Consider the following 15,698-nt stretch of genomic DNA (forward strand, 5'->3'; position numbering starts at 1 on the left):
ACACCTCTAGAGGTAAAAACTTTTCCTTAATATATATACAAGCTCGGAAAAAAGGAGCTTCGTCAAAAAAAAAATGTTAAAAAACTAGAAAGTGAGGCTCAATCCGAGCGCTCCGGGTCCGCCCCAGACTCCGGCAATCGAAAGTGGGCCAATTCGTACCGATTTTTTATGGAGTTCAATCACGGCGAGGCTTATTCCGGCCCCCGCGAGCGAACCTATCACGACATCGGTCAGGTAGTGTTTGCCAGCCGCGATGCGTAGCACCCCCACAAAGCCCGCCAGCGAGAGCGAGCCCGCCCAGACGAGAGACCTATACCGGGAATTCGGGTACATTTCCGAGAACCACTCGCCCGTAAACACGGCGACCGTAAAGGCTGCCGAGGCGTGCCCGCTAAAGAAGCTCCCGTAGGCCTCCCCCGTGGCTTCCGCAGCAGCATCCGCGCCCGCCCCCCCGGTCGCATACATGTAGGGACGCGGCCAGAACTTCATGGAACGCACGGCAAGATTGAACCCGTTCTGCAGAGCGAGCGCCTGCGCGAACATCAGGGTATAGGCAGCAAAATCTCCCCCGGCGGCATCCCCCCGGAACCAGGAGATTCCCGCAAGGGCCACAGGAGCCGCCCCAAGCACGGCAAACCACGTACTCACATCTCCCGCCGCCTCGCTGTAGCGCCCCGCAATGGCGCGGTCCCACGGCAAAAGGTCCTCGCGCGCAGGCATGTCCTCCGGTGCGGACACCGGCATGTTGCCCAGAAGATAATTCCCGTAGACACTCGCAAAAGCAGAAAAAAAGGTCAGCGGCATGTCCAGCGGAAGCGAGACTTCGTAATGGCGCTCCACGGTTTGCGATGCAGGCGCCCCCGCAACACAACAGGCAAGGATAGCGAAAATGCAGATTTTCAACGAAAAGCGCGACACTCCGTAAAGTTAAATAATTATATTGCATAGCGTATGCAACGCGAACCGATTACCCCGACGATGGATTTGTTCGGCGCCATTTCCGACGAGATGCGCCTCAAGATTCTGATGCTCCTCGACATTGCGGAATTTACCGTCAACGAAATCAAGGATATTCTCGACATCCACCAGAGCAACGCGAGCCGCCACCTCTCGAAGCTTTCCGCCTGCGGCCTCCTCAAGGACAGGCGCGACGGCATCAAGGCCTACTACCGCTTAAGCGAAGAACTCCTGCTCAGCAACCGCGTGCTTTCCGTAATCCGCGACGCCTACGGCGAACTTCCCGACAAGGATATCCTGCGTTGCCGTGCCGAACAGGTGCTCGAAGAACGCACCGACCAGACCAAGGGGCAAATCCACAAGCTGAACCAGGCGGGCGGAAGCCTCAAGGCACAGATTAGCCTGTTCAGCAAGCTCATGATACCTTTTGAGAACGCGGTCGATATCGGCTGCGGCGAAGGCGGCGACCTCTCGCTCATGCTCGCAAGCCGCTGCAAGAACGTCACCTCGCTCGACTACGACCCGAAGGTCATCAGCGGGCTTACGAAAATCCTGAAGCAGAAGGGCATCAAGAACATCACGCCGAAAGTCGCCGACATGACAAAGACAGGGCTCCCAGACGACTACGCCGACCTCGTACTCATGAGTCAGGTGCTGCACCACGCGACAGACCCACGGCTCGCCCTCAAGGAGGCGGTGCGCATCCTGAAGCCGGGTGGAACGCTCGCTTTCCTCGACCTCGCACAGCACAAGGAAGAATCCTTCCGTACTACGCACGGCCACATCTGGCTGGGCTTTGACCGCGGCCAGCTCGAATTCTTCATGAAGGAATTCAACTGCAAGATTCTCGAAAGCGAAATCATCCCGAGCGAGAACGAGGTAGACAAGAAGCTCCCCGTCATCTGCATGATTTTGACGAAAGAGAACTAATTAACGGATTTTCAGCTGAGTGAAAGATTCGTAGTGGTCTGACGTGTAGTAGATTACGCAGTCCGGCTGGTACACGAGTCTTTTGGTTCCGCGATTTGCTCCGGAATAATCCACGTCGGCTTCGTGGTAAGAACCTTCGGGCAACGTCTCGTGAAAGTTCTCCGGATTCGAGGCCAAATTGTCAAAGTTGTCGCCACCGATCATTACACCGATTGTGGTCAACGGGTTGAAATTCCACTTTTCGAATGTATTTCCCGTCTTGGATTCGTAAAGCTTTTTGCCTTCGTTCTTGCCGACATAGTTCGCGGGCAACTTGTCGAACTTGCACAGGTATGCAGCCACGGAATCCCTGGTCGTGTACAGGCCGGTTTCCTCTACAACCTCGTAGATGCGTTTGGCATCTGCATCGGACGATTCTGCGACACTGCTCGAAGAAACCTTTTTGAAGCTAGGCGAGGAATCATCACTGCCGACAGGCTCTCCCGTCGCGGTGCATGCAGCAAAAAAAAATGCGGCAAGACCGGCAAGTAGAATCTTTATGGAAACATTCTTCATACGATAAATATACATTAAAAAGGCCCAAGCACACAAAACAGCAAGGCAACAGACGATAAAAGAACTATATTGTGGGCGATTACTAAAAACTATTAACTATCAACTGGCAACAAAAAATGGATATTAACGAACTCGCACAACAGCACATCTTGAAGCAGCCCGTCTACGTGACCGGCAAACCCATCGCCTACACCGCCCGCGAATTCGGCCTCGACCCGAAAGACGTGGACAAGCTCGCGAGTAACGAAAACCCCGTAGGCCCGAGCCCGAAGGGCATGGAAGAGGCCCGCAAGGCCCTGGAAGAAGTGAACCTCTACCCGGACGGCGGCAGCTACGACCTCATCGGAAAGATTGCAGAGTTCCGCGGCGTGAAGCGCGAACAGATTGCCGTGGGTAACGGCAGCAACGAGCTCCTGGACATGATCGCCCAGGTGTTCCTCGGCGAGGGCTGCGAAGCCGTCATGGGCAAGCACAGCTTCGCCGTCTACAAGCTCGCCACTATGGCGATGAACGCGAAGATTGTCGAAGTCGACATGCCGGCCCCCGCCTACAACTACGACCTCAAGGCCATGCGCGCCGCCGTGAACGAGAAGACCCGCATCGTGTTCCTCGCGAACCCGAACAACCCGACGGGCTCCGACCTCACCGCCAAGGAAATCCTCGACTTCGCCGACAGCCTGCCCGAAACCTGCGTGCTCGTGATGGACGAAGCCTACACCGAATTCATCGAAGACACACCGGAGCTCGTCCCGGATTTCAAGAGCCGCATCGATGCCGGCAGGAACATCATCTGCTGCCGCACCTTCAGCAAGATTTACGGTCTAGCGGGCCTCCGCGTGGGCTACTGCATCACCCGTCCCGAAATCGTCGGCCTCATCAACCGCGTGCGCGAACCGTTCAACGTGAACAGCATCGCCCAGGCGGCCGCCATCGGCGCCATCGACGACCAGGAATTCGTGAACAAGGTCCGCGAGCTCAACAAGAAGGGCCTCGAACAGCTCAAGGCCGGCTTCCGCGAAATGGGCCTCCCCTATGTGGATAGCCACGCGAACTTCATCGCCGTGAGCGGTTTCAAGGATCCGATGGACGCGTTCAAGTTCCTGCAGATGAAGGGCACCATCATCCGTCCGCAGCCTGCCATGGGCGACGTGCTCCGCATTACCGTGGGCACCGAAGCGCAGAACGAAAAATGCCTCAAAAACATCAAGGCATATCTCGGCAAGTAAAGGCTCACGGAGTCGCGCGAGTCATCTCGAAGCGTGGCTTCTGTAGCCGCAGCGCAGCAGAAAACCTGGTCCGCGAGGGCCGGGTTTCTTTGCGTGGTAAAATCGTGCGCGACCCCGAAACGCCCGCCTACGAGAACGACGAAATCCTTGTGGACGGCACGCCAGTCGAGGCCGCCCAGAAGTTCTATTTCGCAATGAACAAGCCCCGCGGAATCGTCACTACCGCAAGCGACGAAAAAGGCCGCAAGACCGTGATGGACTTGTTCCGCGAAGAATACGCCAAGATGTTCCCCTGCAGGCCCGTACCGCACATATCGCCGGTGGGCCGCCTCGACGCCGCCAGCGAAGGATTGTTGCTTTTTACGAACGACACGCAATGGGCCGACACACTGCTGAGTCAAACCCGCTGTCATTCTGGAGCCGCAGGCGATAGAATCCACAAGCAATCCCACTTGAAAATCTACCGCGTGCAGGTCGCGGGCAAACCTTCCGCCGACGACCTTGCGAAAATGGAAGCCGGCTTCAACGTACCGCCCCGCGTCTTCGGCGAAAAGGAAGAATTCATGCATGCCGAGCGCGCAGCCATCGCGAGCGTTGGCGAAAAGAACTGCTGGCTCGAAATTGAATTGTCCGAGGGCAAGAACCGTGAAATCCGCCGCATGCTCGCCCACCTCGGCTACGAAGTCATGCGGCTCATGCGCATCCAGTTCGACAAATACACACTGGGCAATTTAAAGCCAGGCGAAATCAGGGAAATCAAGCCACTTTAAAACAACTTACTGGCGGCGGTCAACGACAAACCCAAGTGGAAATTATTCCATTCATCGACGGGGTCGCGTTTCGGGTTCTCCCCTATCCGGAATCTATCGTCGCCATATTCTTCGTTATTGGGGCCAGCGGCAGTGACGTGAAATCCCGCAGTCAAGGTGAACCCGACAAGGTAATATTCCGATATGCTCCAGAGTTTGCCCGCCTCGACCTTGAAGCCGACATCAAAATCACAATACTCCATCCCATAATTTTCCCACTGGTTGTCGCTCCACATGAAAGAGAGCGTAGTACCCGCAAACAACCCGTACAAGGCAGAGTTTTTGGACGTGAAGGGGAAAACCTTGAGTCCGAAGCCGAAAAGCGGGCGGACCATAACCTCGGTTTCGGCGTATTCATCCTTGTCGCGGGAATAAAGTTTGTAGCGGGAATCACCTATCGATACGAAAAGACCGAAATCCAACAAGAAGACGAACCTTTCGCCAGGAGAAAATCCCGCCTGCACACCGAGCATCGGGCCGCCACCTTCAAAAGAGAAGATATCGTACGTGAGGTCCTCGTCATAGACCATCTCGTCGCGTTCCGTATCGTGATACCAGTGCGTGAAGGATTCCGTCTTGATGCTGTACGACGCATAATGGCCACCCAGGGACACCTCGAAATACGCGAACCCCGAATCATCCAAGGCGAGCGCCGCACAGGCCAGGCAAGCAACTAATAGCACCATCCGTGGGAACATTTCAACCTCAGGGCGGCATAATTCACGAACTTGCCACAGGACGTATCCTCGGGCGGCAAGAATTTCTCGAACTCAAAATTTCCACGGACAGAGCGTTCGTCATATTCCACAAAGCGGAAATTGAGGTCATCCGGTTTCCAGTATTCCGAGTGGCTGTCAATCTCGTACGTGGGCAGTGCAACGACCTTGTCGCCGCAATAGAAGGAGATATTGACAGAAACCTTGTTCTCGCGACCTAGCGAAAACAGGCTGTCGCAAGTGTCCCTGCAAACAATCCTATTCACCGAATCCTGTACTACGGATGTATCCGCCCAGACCGTGTCCCCGGCCTGGTACGTAACGCGCAATTCCAGGGAATCTACCTTGTCGGGCTTATATGCAGCAATGTCTGTCCAATATTCGGGATTACCCCACTCATCCACCGGGTCACAAGCCATACAGCAAAAAGCCAGCCACGAAAAGACTAGCACGCGGAGCATCACAAATCTGAACCCGATAGACTTCATCAGGTTCTAATATACATACAAATTTAAAGCAGCGTAACAGAATTTGCGAAAAAAAATTAACAGCAGAAACTGAGTGCCGCTACCAGCGGGGCATTCCAGTTGATGGCGGTCTCGTTGCTCGCAAAGGAGCAACGTTCGTCCGTGTACGAGAGTCCCGGCTGCGGGCCCGGATAATGCGGGAAACGGTGCAGGTCCTGCCTGTCGGCGTTGATGCCGCCCGCAAGAAGCCCGGGGATAGGTTCCGCGATGCCGTCGGAATGGCTGATGCGGTGATGGATGAACTTCGGGGAACTCCACGCGGAACCCGTCACGAAGCAACGGTCCACCGGATTCTTCCCGAAAATAAAGTCCAGCATGCGCCTTGCACAGTCCGCATAAGCGGCCGACGGGAACCATTCGTTTGCGAGGAACAACGTTAGCGCGTGGTTTGCAATTTCGCCGTTGGAACCCCATACGAACTTGCGGATAGAAAGCCCGTAGGCATCTTCGGCAGCAAGCTTCACGATCTTGTCCGCAACGCCCTTCAGCGTATTGCGGGCCCGCACCTGCAAGTCAAGGTCCTGCGACTGCAACGCAAGCGCAATCCAGCCCAGGTTCTGCGTATCGCGCCAGCTCATGCCCAGGTCGGGCGGGCATTTTTCCATGTCCGACAGCAGGTGATTCCTGAAGTGGTCGCAATCATCCCGTTCGCAATCCGCGCAAATCTTGACGCTTCCGCAAACCTCGCGGAACAGCATCGCGCGCGCCCAGAAGAACTCGTCGTTGTAGCGCTCGTCTCCATACCCGCCGCTACCCTCGGTATTGTGCGGGTAAGTGACATCGGGATTCTCGACGGCCCAGCGGTAAGCACGGAGGGATGCATCCAGGCACTGCTTCGCAAATCCGGGATACGCATGGGCAAACACGCGATGCGCCTGCGCGAGTGCGCCTGCAAAATTCAGCGTCGATGTGGTCGATTTCCCCAGAATCTGGCGCTTCTGCAGGGCATCGGACTGCGACGGCGAAACGAAACCGTCCCAGCGCACCGGCGACACCTTGAAAAACACGCCGCCGTCATCGTCCTGCATGCGGAGGAAAAATTCAAGCTCGAACCGGATTTCCTCGAGCAAGTTCGCACGGAACGAGCCCGCATCGAAAAAGTCAGCATTGGCGAAAGTCACACGCCGGTCATCCGCAAATTCGGCAGCCAGAAGGAGCGTCGCCACCGAAACGCCGCCATTCACGATATACTTGCCGTAGTCGCCCGCATCGTACCAGCCGCCATGCGCATTCCAGGTTCCCTTCCGTTCCATGCTCGGGTGGAATTCGATGTTGTCATCCAGATGGGCCGCGGGCCTCGCCCACTTTCCGGCACGGTCCGGAGTCAGTTCCACGCCGCAACGCTGGAAATAGAACGAGCGGAGCGTCGACGAAAGCTGTTCCAGCACAAGCCTGTCCGAAATTTCGAAGAATTTGGATTCGGCAAGCACGTTCCCCTTCGCGTCGATTACCGAAACACGATACTTTCCCGACTTTTTGATTGTCGAAAAATCCCCTTCCCATACAAATTCGTCCGTATAGGTGCATGGCCCCTTCTCAGCCATCGAGGCACCGAACACGCGTTCCCCGTTTTCGGAAAGGATTTCGAACCAGGGCTGCATCCCCTTCAGGGGATTGTCCACCACATCGCAAGCAAGCAAAAACACCTTCGGCCCCCTGGGGGCGTAGCCGACATGGTTGTAGCGGACGCTGAAATTCATGCCCTAAGAATAAATTTTTCCCGGCTCAAAAGAAAGGGCCCCGGCATCTTTTCCGTTTACAAAAATAACCAGCGCGATTAAATCAGGTCACGGGTCAGGAGTTCGCCGTGGTCAAGCACCAGGCGGCGGAAGGGGCTATTCAGGTAAAAGTCCGGATTATGCGTCGCCATCACCACCGTCGTCCCGCGGGCGTTGATTTCCTTGAAAATCTTGAACACCTCGTCGGCGTTTTTCGGGTCGAGGTTTCCGGTCGGTTCGTCCGCCAAGAGCAAGTACGGGTTGTGCACCATCGCACGGGCAATCGCCACACGCTGCTGTTCACCGCCCGAAAGCGTATAGGGCATCGCAAATCGTTTCTGGCTTATCCCCACCAGGGCAAGCGCATCAAAAACGGCCGCATTTATCTTGCTGCTCGGGGTTCCCACAATGCGGAGCGCGAGCGCCACGTTCTCGAAAACGTTCCTGTCGGGCAAAAGCTTGAAATCCTGGAAGATGATTCCCATCTTGCGGCGGAACGCCTGTATCCTGTTGTCCGGGGAACTCTTGCTGTCGTAAACGCAATCGCCGGTGAATTTCACCATCACCTGGCCACCGCGTTCCGCATCCGGACGTTCGTCCATATAAATTAACTTGAGCACGGTTGACTTTCCCGCACCCGAATGCCCGGTGAGGAAAACGAATTCACCCTTGTTGATACGGAAGGTGATGTTGTTCAGCGCCTTCCAGTTGTCCTCGTAGGACTTTGTCACGTGGGTGAAGTGAATCATGGTGAACCTCGCGTCTCGCGACTTTCCCGAAGCTATTCCGTCATGCGGATTTCGATATGGACTTCCTCGCGCCACTTCTTGATGAGCGCGTTCAGTTTCTCGTTTTCGAGATAATTCGCCGCCATCGCCTCGATCTTACCGTAATCCTCTTCGAGCGTGAGTTCACGAATCTGGCGGGAATCGTCCAGGCGGAACAAATGGTAAGAACCGTCGATTTCTACCGGAGCCGACACTTCGCCCACATTCAAGTTCGCAACCGGTTCGACATACGCAGGTTCCATCTCGTTTTTCTGGAACCAGCCCAGAAGCCCGCCAGCAAAGTTGCTCGACTTGTCGGTACTGAACTTTTTCGCAGCCAACGAGAAATCGGCCTTCGTTTTAATCGTGGTCCGGAGTGAATCGGCAAGACGCAATACGCGGGCAGAATCCGCAGCCGTCGGAATCGTACGGAGCAGGATGTGCGCCGAACGGACACCATCTTCCTTACGGCCGATTACACGAACGATATGCCAGCCGCGGTCCGTCTTGACAGGGGTCGAATAGTACTGGCCGTTCTTCAGCTGATCGAGAGCGCGTTCAAATGCCGGATCCAGAAGTCCGCGCCTAAAGTAACCGAGATCGCCGCCCTTTTCGGCAGACGAATCCTGCGAATGATTCTTGGCCAGAAGTTCGAACTTGATTCCATAATTCAGGCTGTCGATAAGCGCTTCCGCAATACGCTTCACAGAATCCACAATAGCGGGATCCGGTTCAATTTTCAACTGGATATGGCTCAGCTGCACGCAGTTGAACTGGCGCGGCAGGGAATCCTTGTAGGCCTTGTAAAAAGCGTCCACTTCTTTTTTCGTGGGGCTCACCGCACCCACATGGCGCTGGCGCACACGCTGGGTCTCGACATGGCTACGGATCTGCTTTGCAAGCTGGTCGCGGTACTGCGCCATGCTCACACCGAGCTGCGAACGGATAGCCTTTTCAAGCGTCGCCATGTTGATGTTCTGGCTTGCCGCAAGCTGGGTCAGGTGCGCCGTTACGCGCTGGTCGATTTCGGCATCGCTCACCACGATGGAATCACGGTCGATACGGCTCAAAAGGACTTTTTCTTCGATCAACTTGTCGAGAACGTAATCTTTCTGCTCCTGCTCGCTCATCGCGGCAGCCGTAGGAGTCTCCTGGAAATGGTAAAGATTGTTCAAGAACTCCGAACGCATAATGGGCTTGCCGTCGACAATCGCCGCAATGCCTTCCATAAGCACCGGGGCGGCAAAAGACGCCGACAAAAGGGTTCCCAGAGCAAAAACTAACAGACCAAACTTTTTCATTGGCTTTCCTTTTCATTAAACACGTTCATCTTCGAAAAGATAGGACGCTTCATTTTCCATTCTTTCTTGAGGCGATCCATGACAGCCCTGCGATGCTCAATCCACACCATGTTGGACACGTCTTCGGACACCTCCTTGTAAGGACGGACATCGGCAGAATCCAGACGTTCCGTGACCACGGCCATTTTGAGCGCCCCATTGCAATAGCGCATTACGGAGAGTTTCCCGAGAGGATAGCTCACGATATCGGGAATCATGCAAGAATCCGGCGTGGCGGCCACGTTCTCGAACTCCACAATCGAACTAACCTGGGGAGTCTGCGTCGGGACCACATTGAACACGCGGGTTTTCATTTCCTTATAGTAGGCATCGGCACTCGCCCAATCCTTGAAATGGAGGATAGCACCCGACACGGTCGTCTTTCCACGGAGATAGTCATTCCGGTGCGTCTGGTAGTAGTTCAGTTTTTCGCTGTCCCCTATCATCATGGTATCGGCAAACGTCTGCAGGTAGAAATCGACCACCATCTTGCGAATCGTGCTTTCGATCTGCGTCGAAAGGATGGTGTCGTTCATGACATTCGCATCCATCGCCTCTTGGTAGATAACCTCTTCGTCAATCCAGCGTTCCAGAAAGCCCAGTTTTTCACGGTCGGAAATGGAATCCCACTGCGGCACCATGCGATAGACTTCGGACTGCGTAAGTTTCCTGTTTCCAACCGATACCACGACCGGATCATCCTTGCCGAACGGCAGGTTACACGCCGAAAGGCAAAGGAAAACAAGACACGCCAGTATTTTCTCAAATAGTTTCATCGCCCCAAATTTAGCAAATTTGACCCGTCCAAGGCCAATCTTCAACTATTTCAAGCGACCGAAACGCCCCTTGAGTTTGGCAAGGGCATCGTCTTCGATGATTTCTTCGCTATCGTCGCCCTTGCGCTTGAACTTGAGGATTTCAAAATCCTCGAGCATGGCTGATGCCTGCAGGTAGAGCTCGGGGTATTCCGCATCGTCCTGTTGCATGCGTTCCATTTTCGAGAGGATTTCGCGGGCATTTTTGAGTTCGTGGTCCTTCATGAAGCGGGCCTTGAGGAAGGGGCGGAACTTTTCGCGAAGGTCCTTGACGGAGAGGTCGACTTTATCGACGATTGGGGATGCAAGCAACTTGTCGCCGGCATCAAGTGAGCTACCGAGCGCGGCCAATCTTTCGAACAAAGTATTTTCCTTGTGGTCAGGCAGGTAGAGCGCCACGATTTTCGAGATGGACTTGTTCTTTGCCATGAGCGCGGCGATGGCATCGCGGGCATGGTCTCCGCCCTGGCGCATCGCCACCGAGAATTCGCGGAGGATCTCCCAGAATTTCACGAAAGCGTCGGCCCCGAGAAGCGCCGATTCATAAGTTGCACGCACGAGCGCGAGGCGCATCTCTTCGTCTTCGCTACGGGTGCTTGCGGCAAGGTTTCTGAAGTCGTGAATCTTTTTGCCGCGGGAATACTCGAGGCCCGAAAAACGCACGCAGCGGTTCGCATCCAGATTGTCGGCAGAAAGCGACTTCAAGACCCACGACTTGAGCGCCGTTTTGAAGCCGTCGGAATAGAGGCCGCCAGTCTCGAGCATATTCAGGCGATCAACGATAAGCGAGGAGTCCCCCTCTGTCATCCCCGACCCGGTCGGGGATCTTCCTTCCACGCGCTTGCGGAACGCCTGCCAAAAAGCGGATTCTGCCGGGGTCATGAGCGCCGATTCGCCCAAGCGCCAGCCAAAACGCATGTCACCAAGCGCAAAGTCGATACCGAACGTCACGAGGACGGGGCGCACCGCCGCAAAGAGTCTGAAACTTCCCCATTCCGGGTTAATCTCGCAAGGGAATTTTTCCGCAAAGCCCTGCTTGAAGATTCTCGCATGAATCCGCAGGTGGTTTTCCTTTTCGGGCGTGACCGTCGGGATATCGCAATCGAGCTGCTTGATTTCGGCAAAGACCTCGTAGAGGCTAAAAAGCGGAGCCTTGTGCGGGTTCGCCTTGAGCTTGTCGCAGAAGGCGTCATCGATAAACGTGCGTTTGCCTTCCAACTGCTTTTTTGCAGCCTTGGGCATCTCGCGAATGATAGATTCTGCCATCCATTCGCGCCACTGGTGAATCGAAAGTGCAAGCGTCGCAGGCGTCACCTGCGGGAGCATGTCGTAAGGCAGGTCCAGCGTAATGCCGTCGCAGTCGCGCATCGCATCGAATACCATCTCGCCCACTACCATGCGACTGGAACCGTCTAGACCTTCGATGCGGAACTGTTCCAGCGAGCCGCCGAGAGTGGGCTCCTGCGGTTTTGCAGCCTTCTTCTTGTCACCCTTCGCCAGGGCATCGAAAGCGCGGTTGCTGAAACCCGAATCCGTATAGCTTACACCCGTTTCGCTCTGCTCCAACCAGAATTTCGCATCGAATTTCAGGAACTGGTCCGTATGTTCGCGGATATAGTCCTTAAGCGTCTTGATGGAATTCACCTCATGCGCAATCCGCACATAATAATCCACCAGTGCATCCTCGCTCGGGGCAAGTCCGAATTGACGCTTGCGGGCTTCCAGCGCATGCAAGTCCTCGACGACGCGTTCATTGTGCGTCATGAAAGCGAAGGGGCGCGCCATCTGGCCAAGCACTACGGCCTCGCGCCAGAAAATCTCGGCACATTCATTAGGGTTCACGCGGGCGTAATCCACGCGGTGGCCACGGCTAATCACAAGCCCGCGGAAGCTAACCTCTTCCACCGCTTCCACGAAACCGCGTTCCTGGTTCCACGTGGGCGCATACCAGCGACGCGTGCAGAAGGGTTCCGCCACCTGCATAATCCATTCCGGCTTGATTTCAGCAGCCTTGTTCAGGAATATGCGACTTGTCTCGCGCACTTCGGCGCTAAAGAGCCATTCCACGCTCTTGCCGTAAAGGTCGCTGCCCGGGAAAACGTGCGTCTCGCGCCCGCTCACCAGGCGGTAGCAACCGTTCTCGATATCACGCAGGGCTATGCCGCCCAGGAATCCCGAAAGGAGCGCAATGTGCAGGTTATCGCGATGGAAACTGTCGAGCGGACACACGCGATTCTCGAATTTCACGTCGAGGATACGCCCGAACTGTTCGTACAGATCAATCCATTCGCGGCACCGCAAAAAATGCAGGCTGTTCTTGTCGCAGAACTTGCGCAACTTGTTCCAGGTCTTGCCATCCCATTCGGCACAGAAGGCATTCCACATGCAGATGAACGTGAGGAAATCGCTCTTGTGGCCCGCGAACTTGCGGTGCAGCTGGCGAATGCGGGTGCGTTCGGGTTCTTCGCTGGGAACCACGCGCGGGTCCTGGATGGAGAGCGCCGAGCAGACAATCAGCGCAGGCTGCAATACGCCCGCATCGCGCGCCCGCAATAGCACCGCCGAGAGCGCCACGTCCATCGGGAGGCGCGTCATCTCGCGGCCAAGTTTGGTCACATGCCCGCTGGCGTTATCGGCGGTAAGCGCACCGAGTTCAAAAAGCGTCTTGTACGCGCCACGGAACGCCGAATGCGGTGGCGACTGCAGGAACGGGAAATTTTCGAGTTCCAGCCCGAGGCTGCGCAACTGCAGAACAACGTTCGCAAGATTACTCCGCCGGATTTCCGGCTCCGTAAACTCGTCGCGCTTCTCGAAATCCTCGGGAGAATAGAGGCGGATGCACACGCCAGGCTTCACGCGCCCCGCACGCCCGGTACGTTGCCGCGCAGACGCCTTCGAGATGTCCTCGACGGGCAACCCCTGGATTCGAGACTGCGCGTTGTACCGCGAAATGCGGGCTGTACCCGTATCGACCACGTAGGCGATTCCCGGAATCGTGAGCGATGTCTCTGCGATGTTTGTCGCGAGCACCACGCGGGTCTTTTCCGTATGCTTGAAAATGCGACGCTGTTCATCGGGGCTCATGCGCCCGTACAGCGGGAGAATATCGAAAGTCGCAGAATCTAGTTCGTGCGCAAGTTCGCCCGCCAAATCCTGGATATCGCGTTCCGTCGGTAAAAAGCAGAGCAAGTGATCGCGGTGGCGCGTTTCCAAATCGAGAATCGCATCACGCGCCTCGTCGAGCAAGCCCGAATCGCCCTTGCCGCTGGTGTCGCGACCCGTATTGTCATCCCCGCGAAGGCGGGGATCTCCATTCCCGTCGCCGAAATAGTACTCTACATCGACGGGGAACGTTCTTCCCTCGGCTTCCATCACGCAGCTGTTGTCGTAAAATTCCTCGAAGAGCTTGGCATCGAGCGTCGCGGAGGCCACAATCAGTTTGAATTCCGGGCGTTCATGCAGAACCGTCTTGAAAATGCCGAGCAGGATGTCGATGTTCAGCGAGCGTTCGTGCGCCTCGTCAATCACGATGGCCGAATACTGCCTAAAGAGCCTGTCGCGGCGGAATTCCTGCAACAAAATGCCGTCCGTCATCACCTTGATGGGGGCGTCACTCTGGCCCTGTTCCCAGAATCGGATTTTCGTGGAGACAAGCGTCTCGTCCTTGAGTTCCTCGCGCAGGCGGTCCGCAATCGAAATCGCCGCCAGCCGGCGGGGCTCCGTCACACCGATTTTGAAAGTCGCATTGTCACCCTGGAGCCGCTGCGCGGCGATAGGGTCCACGTGCTCTTGGATTCTATCGGTCGCTTCGCTCCCTCCAGAATGACATCCTTTACAAGCATACCACTCTAAAAGAAACTTTGGCAACTGCGTCGACTTGCCGGAACCGGTATCCGCCTTGACAATCACTACCTGGTGCTTTTCGAGCATCTCGAAAAACTCTTCACGATGTTCGACAACGGGAAGCTCCGGATACACGATTTTCAAGGTGGACAAATCCATAAGAGCAAAGCGACTATGTTCCGCCCAAATATATTAAAATCGGCACCATCTTTTTCAAAAAGTTTTATCTTTAAGGCAAGCCCCTAGCTACAGAATTGAAAATGAAAAAAATCGTTTTTCCCCTGCTCTTTATCTTGACGTCCCTTGCCCTCACCGCTTGCAAGGAACAAAGGCCCGCCGTCATCCGAATCACCAACGAAAAGACGGCAGTCCCTCCCGCCAAAGCGCCCGCATTCCTCAAGAAGGGCGACAAAATTGCGCTCGTTTCCCCTGCCTACAACACACCCGATTCCAACACCTACAACACCGCCAAAGTCCTTAAGGAATGGGGCTTCGTCCCTGTCATCGGAGAAAACGTCAGCAAACTCTACATGGGCAAATATTCCGGGACGCCCGAAGAACGCGCAAACGACTTCATCAACGCCATCCGCGACACAAGCATCAAAGCCATCATCTGCAACCGCGGCGGTTTCGGCGCCATGCACCTGATCGACCTCATCAACTTCGACGATATCGCGAAGAATCCCAAATGGCTTGTCGGCTTCAGTGAAATTTCCACCCTGCACGCACTGGAAGCAAAGATGGGCAACATGAGCATCCACGGCACCATGAGCGCATTCATCGGGAAGTCCGCCGGACGCGATGCGGGTAGCCTTCTCGTGAAAGACATCCTCCTCGGGAATATACCCACCTACAAGATTCCCGCCAACATCCTGAACCAGAAGGGACACGCCAAGGGAATCCTCGTCGGCGGCAACATGGCATCCTTCGTCCCCCTCATCGGCACGCCCATCGACGTCTACTCCAGGGACAGCATCATCCTCTTTGTCGAAGAGCTAGAAGAAACCATGCGGAATGTCGACCGCATGTTCAGTTCGCTGGAACTCCGTGGCATCATGGGAAACGTGAAAGGCGTCATCATGGGCGATTTCACCGACTGCGATACCGACCTCGATGTCGACAGCGCGCAGGCCATGCTTGCCGAGCGCCTCAAGAAATACAACATCCCCGTCATCAGCGGATTCCCGGCCGGTCACGGAAACGAGAACCTGCCGCTCATCATGGGCGCAGAAGTAGAGATGGATGTTTCCGATTTCGGGGCAACCCTATCGTTCAATGTCGATGGCAAGAAAGAAACAATCTTCACCGACGACTTTATCTTCAAGGCGAACAGGTCCAGATAGGCCCTGGATTCACTCCTTGATGTGCCCGCACTTGTCGCAGGTGAGCTTGTAGCTGTTGTCGGGGTCGACGACCATCACGCCGTCGCATTCCGGCACTTCGCACGGGAGTTCTCCCGGCATCACTTCGCGGTAGGTTTTCTTCTCTTCCATCG

Annotated in this window: 14 protein-coding genes; 4 read left to right on the forward strand and 10 right to left on the reverse strand. The window is 55.5% G+C overall.

Translation table 11 applies throughout. The features are described 5' to 3' along the window. Positions 1–84: 84 nt before the first annotated feature. Entirely contained in the window at positions 85–918 is an 834-nt protein-coding gene (locus B4B27_RS01990; protein ID WP_173381295.1) for a phosphatase PAP2 family protein, read from the reverse strand. Between the two features lie 33 nt (positions 919–951). Between B4B27_RS01990 and B4B27_RS01995 the strand changes: the two genes are divergently transcribed. Next, positions 952–1,887 (forward strand): ArsR/SmtB family transcription factor, encoded by a 936-nt coding sequence (locus tag B4B27_RS01995; RefSeq protein WP_290723158.1) that lies wholly within the window; start codon positions 952–954, stop codon positions 1,885–1,887. Here the strand turns inward: B4B27_RS01995 and B4B27_RS02000 are convergent, their stop codons facing one another. Then, the gene (locus tag B4B27_RS02000; protein ID WP_290723160.1) at positions 1,888–2,442 is read right to left on the reverse strand and encodes a ribonuclease domain-containing protein; all 555 of its coding nucleotides are present in this window, start codon (positions 2,440–2,442) and stop codon (positions 1,888–1,890) included. Between the two features lie 116 nt (positions 2,443–2,558). Between B4B27_RS02000 and hisC the strand changes: the two genes are divergently transcribed. Together hisC and B4B27_RS02010 are read left to right on the forward strand one after the other, a co-directional pair. Further along, complete coding sequence (gene hisC / locus B4B27_RS02005; protein WP_290723164.1) at positions 2,559–3,668, forward strand: histidinol-phosphate transaminase; 1,110 nt, start codon at positions 2,559–2,561, stop codon at positions 3,666–3,668. After that, positions 3,632–4,438, forward strand: a complete 807-nt coding sequence (locus B4B27_RS02010) for a pseudouridine synthase (protein ID WP_173381298.1) — start codon at positions 3,632–3,634, stop codon at positions 4,436–4,438. The genes hisC and B4B27_RS02010 overlap by 37 nt, the downstream gene beginning before the upstream one ends. Here the strand turns inward: B4B27_RS02010 and B4B27_RS02015 are convergent. The 7 genes from B4B27_RS02015 to B4B27_RS02045 form a co-directional block, all read right to left on the reverse strand. Then, positions 4,435–5,163 (reverse strand): hypothetical protein, encoded by a 729-nt coding sequence (locus tag B4B27_RS02015; protein ID WP_290723168.1) that lies wholly within the window; start codon positions 5,161–5,163, stop codon positions 4,435–4,437. The two genes, B4B27_RS02010 and B4B27_RS02015, sit on opposite strands and share 4 nt — an antisense overlap. Further along, positions 5,151–5,681 (reverse strand): hypothetical protein, encoded by a 531-nt coding sequence (locus tag B4B27_RS02020; protein ID WP_290723170.1) that lies wholly within the window; start codon positions 5,679–5,681, stop codon positions 5,151–5,153. Before B4B27_RS02020 ends, B4B27_RS02015 begins: the two co-directional genes overlap by 13 nt. A gap of 56 nt (positions 5,682–5,737) precedes the next feature. Continuing rightward, entirely contained in the window at positions 5,738–7,420 is a 1,683-nt protein-coding gene (locus B4B27_RS02025; protein WP_290723172.1) for a glycoside hydrolase family 9 protein, read from the reverse strand. A 77-nt stretch (positions 7,421–7,497) separates the two neighbouring features. Beyond that, entirely contained in the window at positions 7,498–8,187 is a 690-nt protein-coding gene (gene ftsE, locus B4B27_RS02030; RefSeq protein ID WP_290723174.1) for a cell division ATP-binding protein FtsE, read from the reverse strand. Between the two features lie 32 nt (positions 8,188–8,219). Next, a complete protein-coding gene (locus tag B4B27_RS02035; protein WP_290723176.1) occupies positions 8,220–9,506 on the reverse strand; it encodes a peptidylprolyl isomerase in 1,287 nt (428 codons plus the stop codon). After that, on the reverse strand, positions 9,503–10,321 hold the full coding sequence (locus B4B27_RS02040; RefSeq protein ID WP_290723179.1) for a hypothetical protein: 819 nt from the start codon (positions 10,319–10,321) through the stop codon (positions 9,503–9,505). Before B4B27_RS02040 ends, B4B27_RS02035 begins: the two co-directional genes overlap by 4 nt. Positions 10,322–10,366: 45 nt before the next feature. Then, on the reverse strand, positions 10,367–14,362 hold the full coding sequence (locus B4B27_RS02045) for a DUF3418 domain-containing protein (RefSeq protein ID WP_290723182.1): 3,996 nt from the start codon (positions 14,360–14,362) through the stop codon (positions 10,367–10,369). A 101-nt stretch (positions 14,363–14,463) separates the two neighbouring features. Between B4B27_RS02045 and B4B27_RS02050 the strand changes: the two genes are divergently transcribed. Continuing rightward, the gene (locus B4B27_RS02050; protein ID WP_290723184.1) at positions 14,464–15,546 is read left to right on the forward strand and encodes a S66 peptidase family protein; all 1,083 of its coding nucleotides are present in this window, start codon (positions 14,464–14,466) and stop codon (positions 15,544–15,546) included. 9 nt (positions 15,547–15,555) lie between these two features. Here the strand turns inward: B4B27_RS02050 and B4B27_RS02055 are convergent, their stop codons facing one another. Next, positions 15,556–15,696 carry a hypothetical protein gene (locus B4B27_RS02055; protein WP_012820363.1) on the reverse strand — a complete coding sequence of 47 codons (141 nt, stop codon included), beginning with the start codon at positions 15,694–15,696 and terminating at the stop codon, positions 15,556–15,558. Between the last annotated feature and the right edge of the window lie 2 nt (positions 15,697–15,698).

Source organism: Fibrobacter sp. UBA2449 (assembly GCF_002342555.1).
Taxonomy (GTDB): Bacteria; Fibrobacterota; Fibrobacteria; order Fibrobacterales; family Fibrobacteraceae; genus Fibrobacter.

Excerpts from the sequence above, each read along its gene's own strand:
- B4B27_RS02045 (WP_290723182.1), bottom strand. The coding sequence starts at position 14,362 with ATGGATTTGTCCACCTTGAAAATCGTGTATCCGGAGCTTCCCGTTGTC.
- B4B27_RS02015 (WP_290723168.1), bottom strand. The coding sequence starts at position 5,163 with ATGGTGCTATTAGTTGCTTGCCTGGCCTGTGCGGCGCTCGCCTTGGAT.
- B4B27_RS02020 (WP_290723170.1), bottom strand. The coding sequence starts at position 5,681 with ATGAAGTCTATCGGGTTCAGATTTGTGATGCTCCGCGTGCTAGTCTTT.
- B4B27_RS02050 (WP_290723184.1), top strand. The coding sequence starts at position 14,464 with ATGAAAAAAATCGTTTTTCCCCTGCTCTTTATCTTGACGTCCCTTGCC.
- hisC (WP_290723164.1), top strand. The coding sequence starts at position 2,559 with ATGGATATTAACGAACTCGCACAACAGCACATCTTGAAGCAGCCCGTC.
- B4B27_RS01995 (WP_290723158.1), top strand. The coding sequence starts at position 952 with ATGCAACGCGAACCGATTACCCCGACGATGGATTTGTTCGGCGCCATT.
- ftsE (WP_290723174.1), bottom strand. The coding sequence starts at position 8,187 with ATGATTCACTTCACCCACGTGACAAAGTCCTACGAGGACAACTGGAAG.
- B4B27_RS02000 (WP_290723160.1), bottom strand. The coding sequence starts at position 2,442 with ATGAAGAATGTTTCCATAAAGATTCTACTTGCCGGTCTTGCCGCATTT.
- B4B27_RS02025 (WP_290723172.1), bottom strand. The coding sequence starts at position 7,420 with ATGAATTTCAGCGTCCGCTACAACCATGTCGGCTACGCCCCCAGGGGG.
- B4B27_RS02040 (WP_290723179.1), bottom strand. The coding sequence starts at position 10,321 with ATGAAACTATTTGAGAAAATACTGGCGTGTCTTGTTTTCCTTTGCCTT.
- B4B27_RS02010 (WP_173381298.1), top strand. The coding sequence starts at position 3,632 with ATGCCTCAAAAACATCAAGGCATATCTCGGCAAGTAAAGGCTCACGGA.
- B4B27_RS02035 (WP_290723176.1), bottom strand. The coding sequence starts at position 9,506 with ATGAAAAAGTTTGGTCTGTTAGTTTTTGCTCTGGGAACCCTTTTGTCG.
- B4B27_RS02055 (WP_012820363.1), bottom strand. The coding sequence starts at position 15,696 with ATGGAAGAGAAGAAAACCTACCGCGAAGTGATGCCGGGAGAACTCCCG.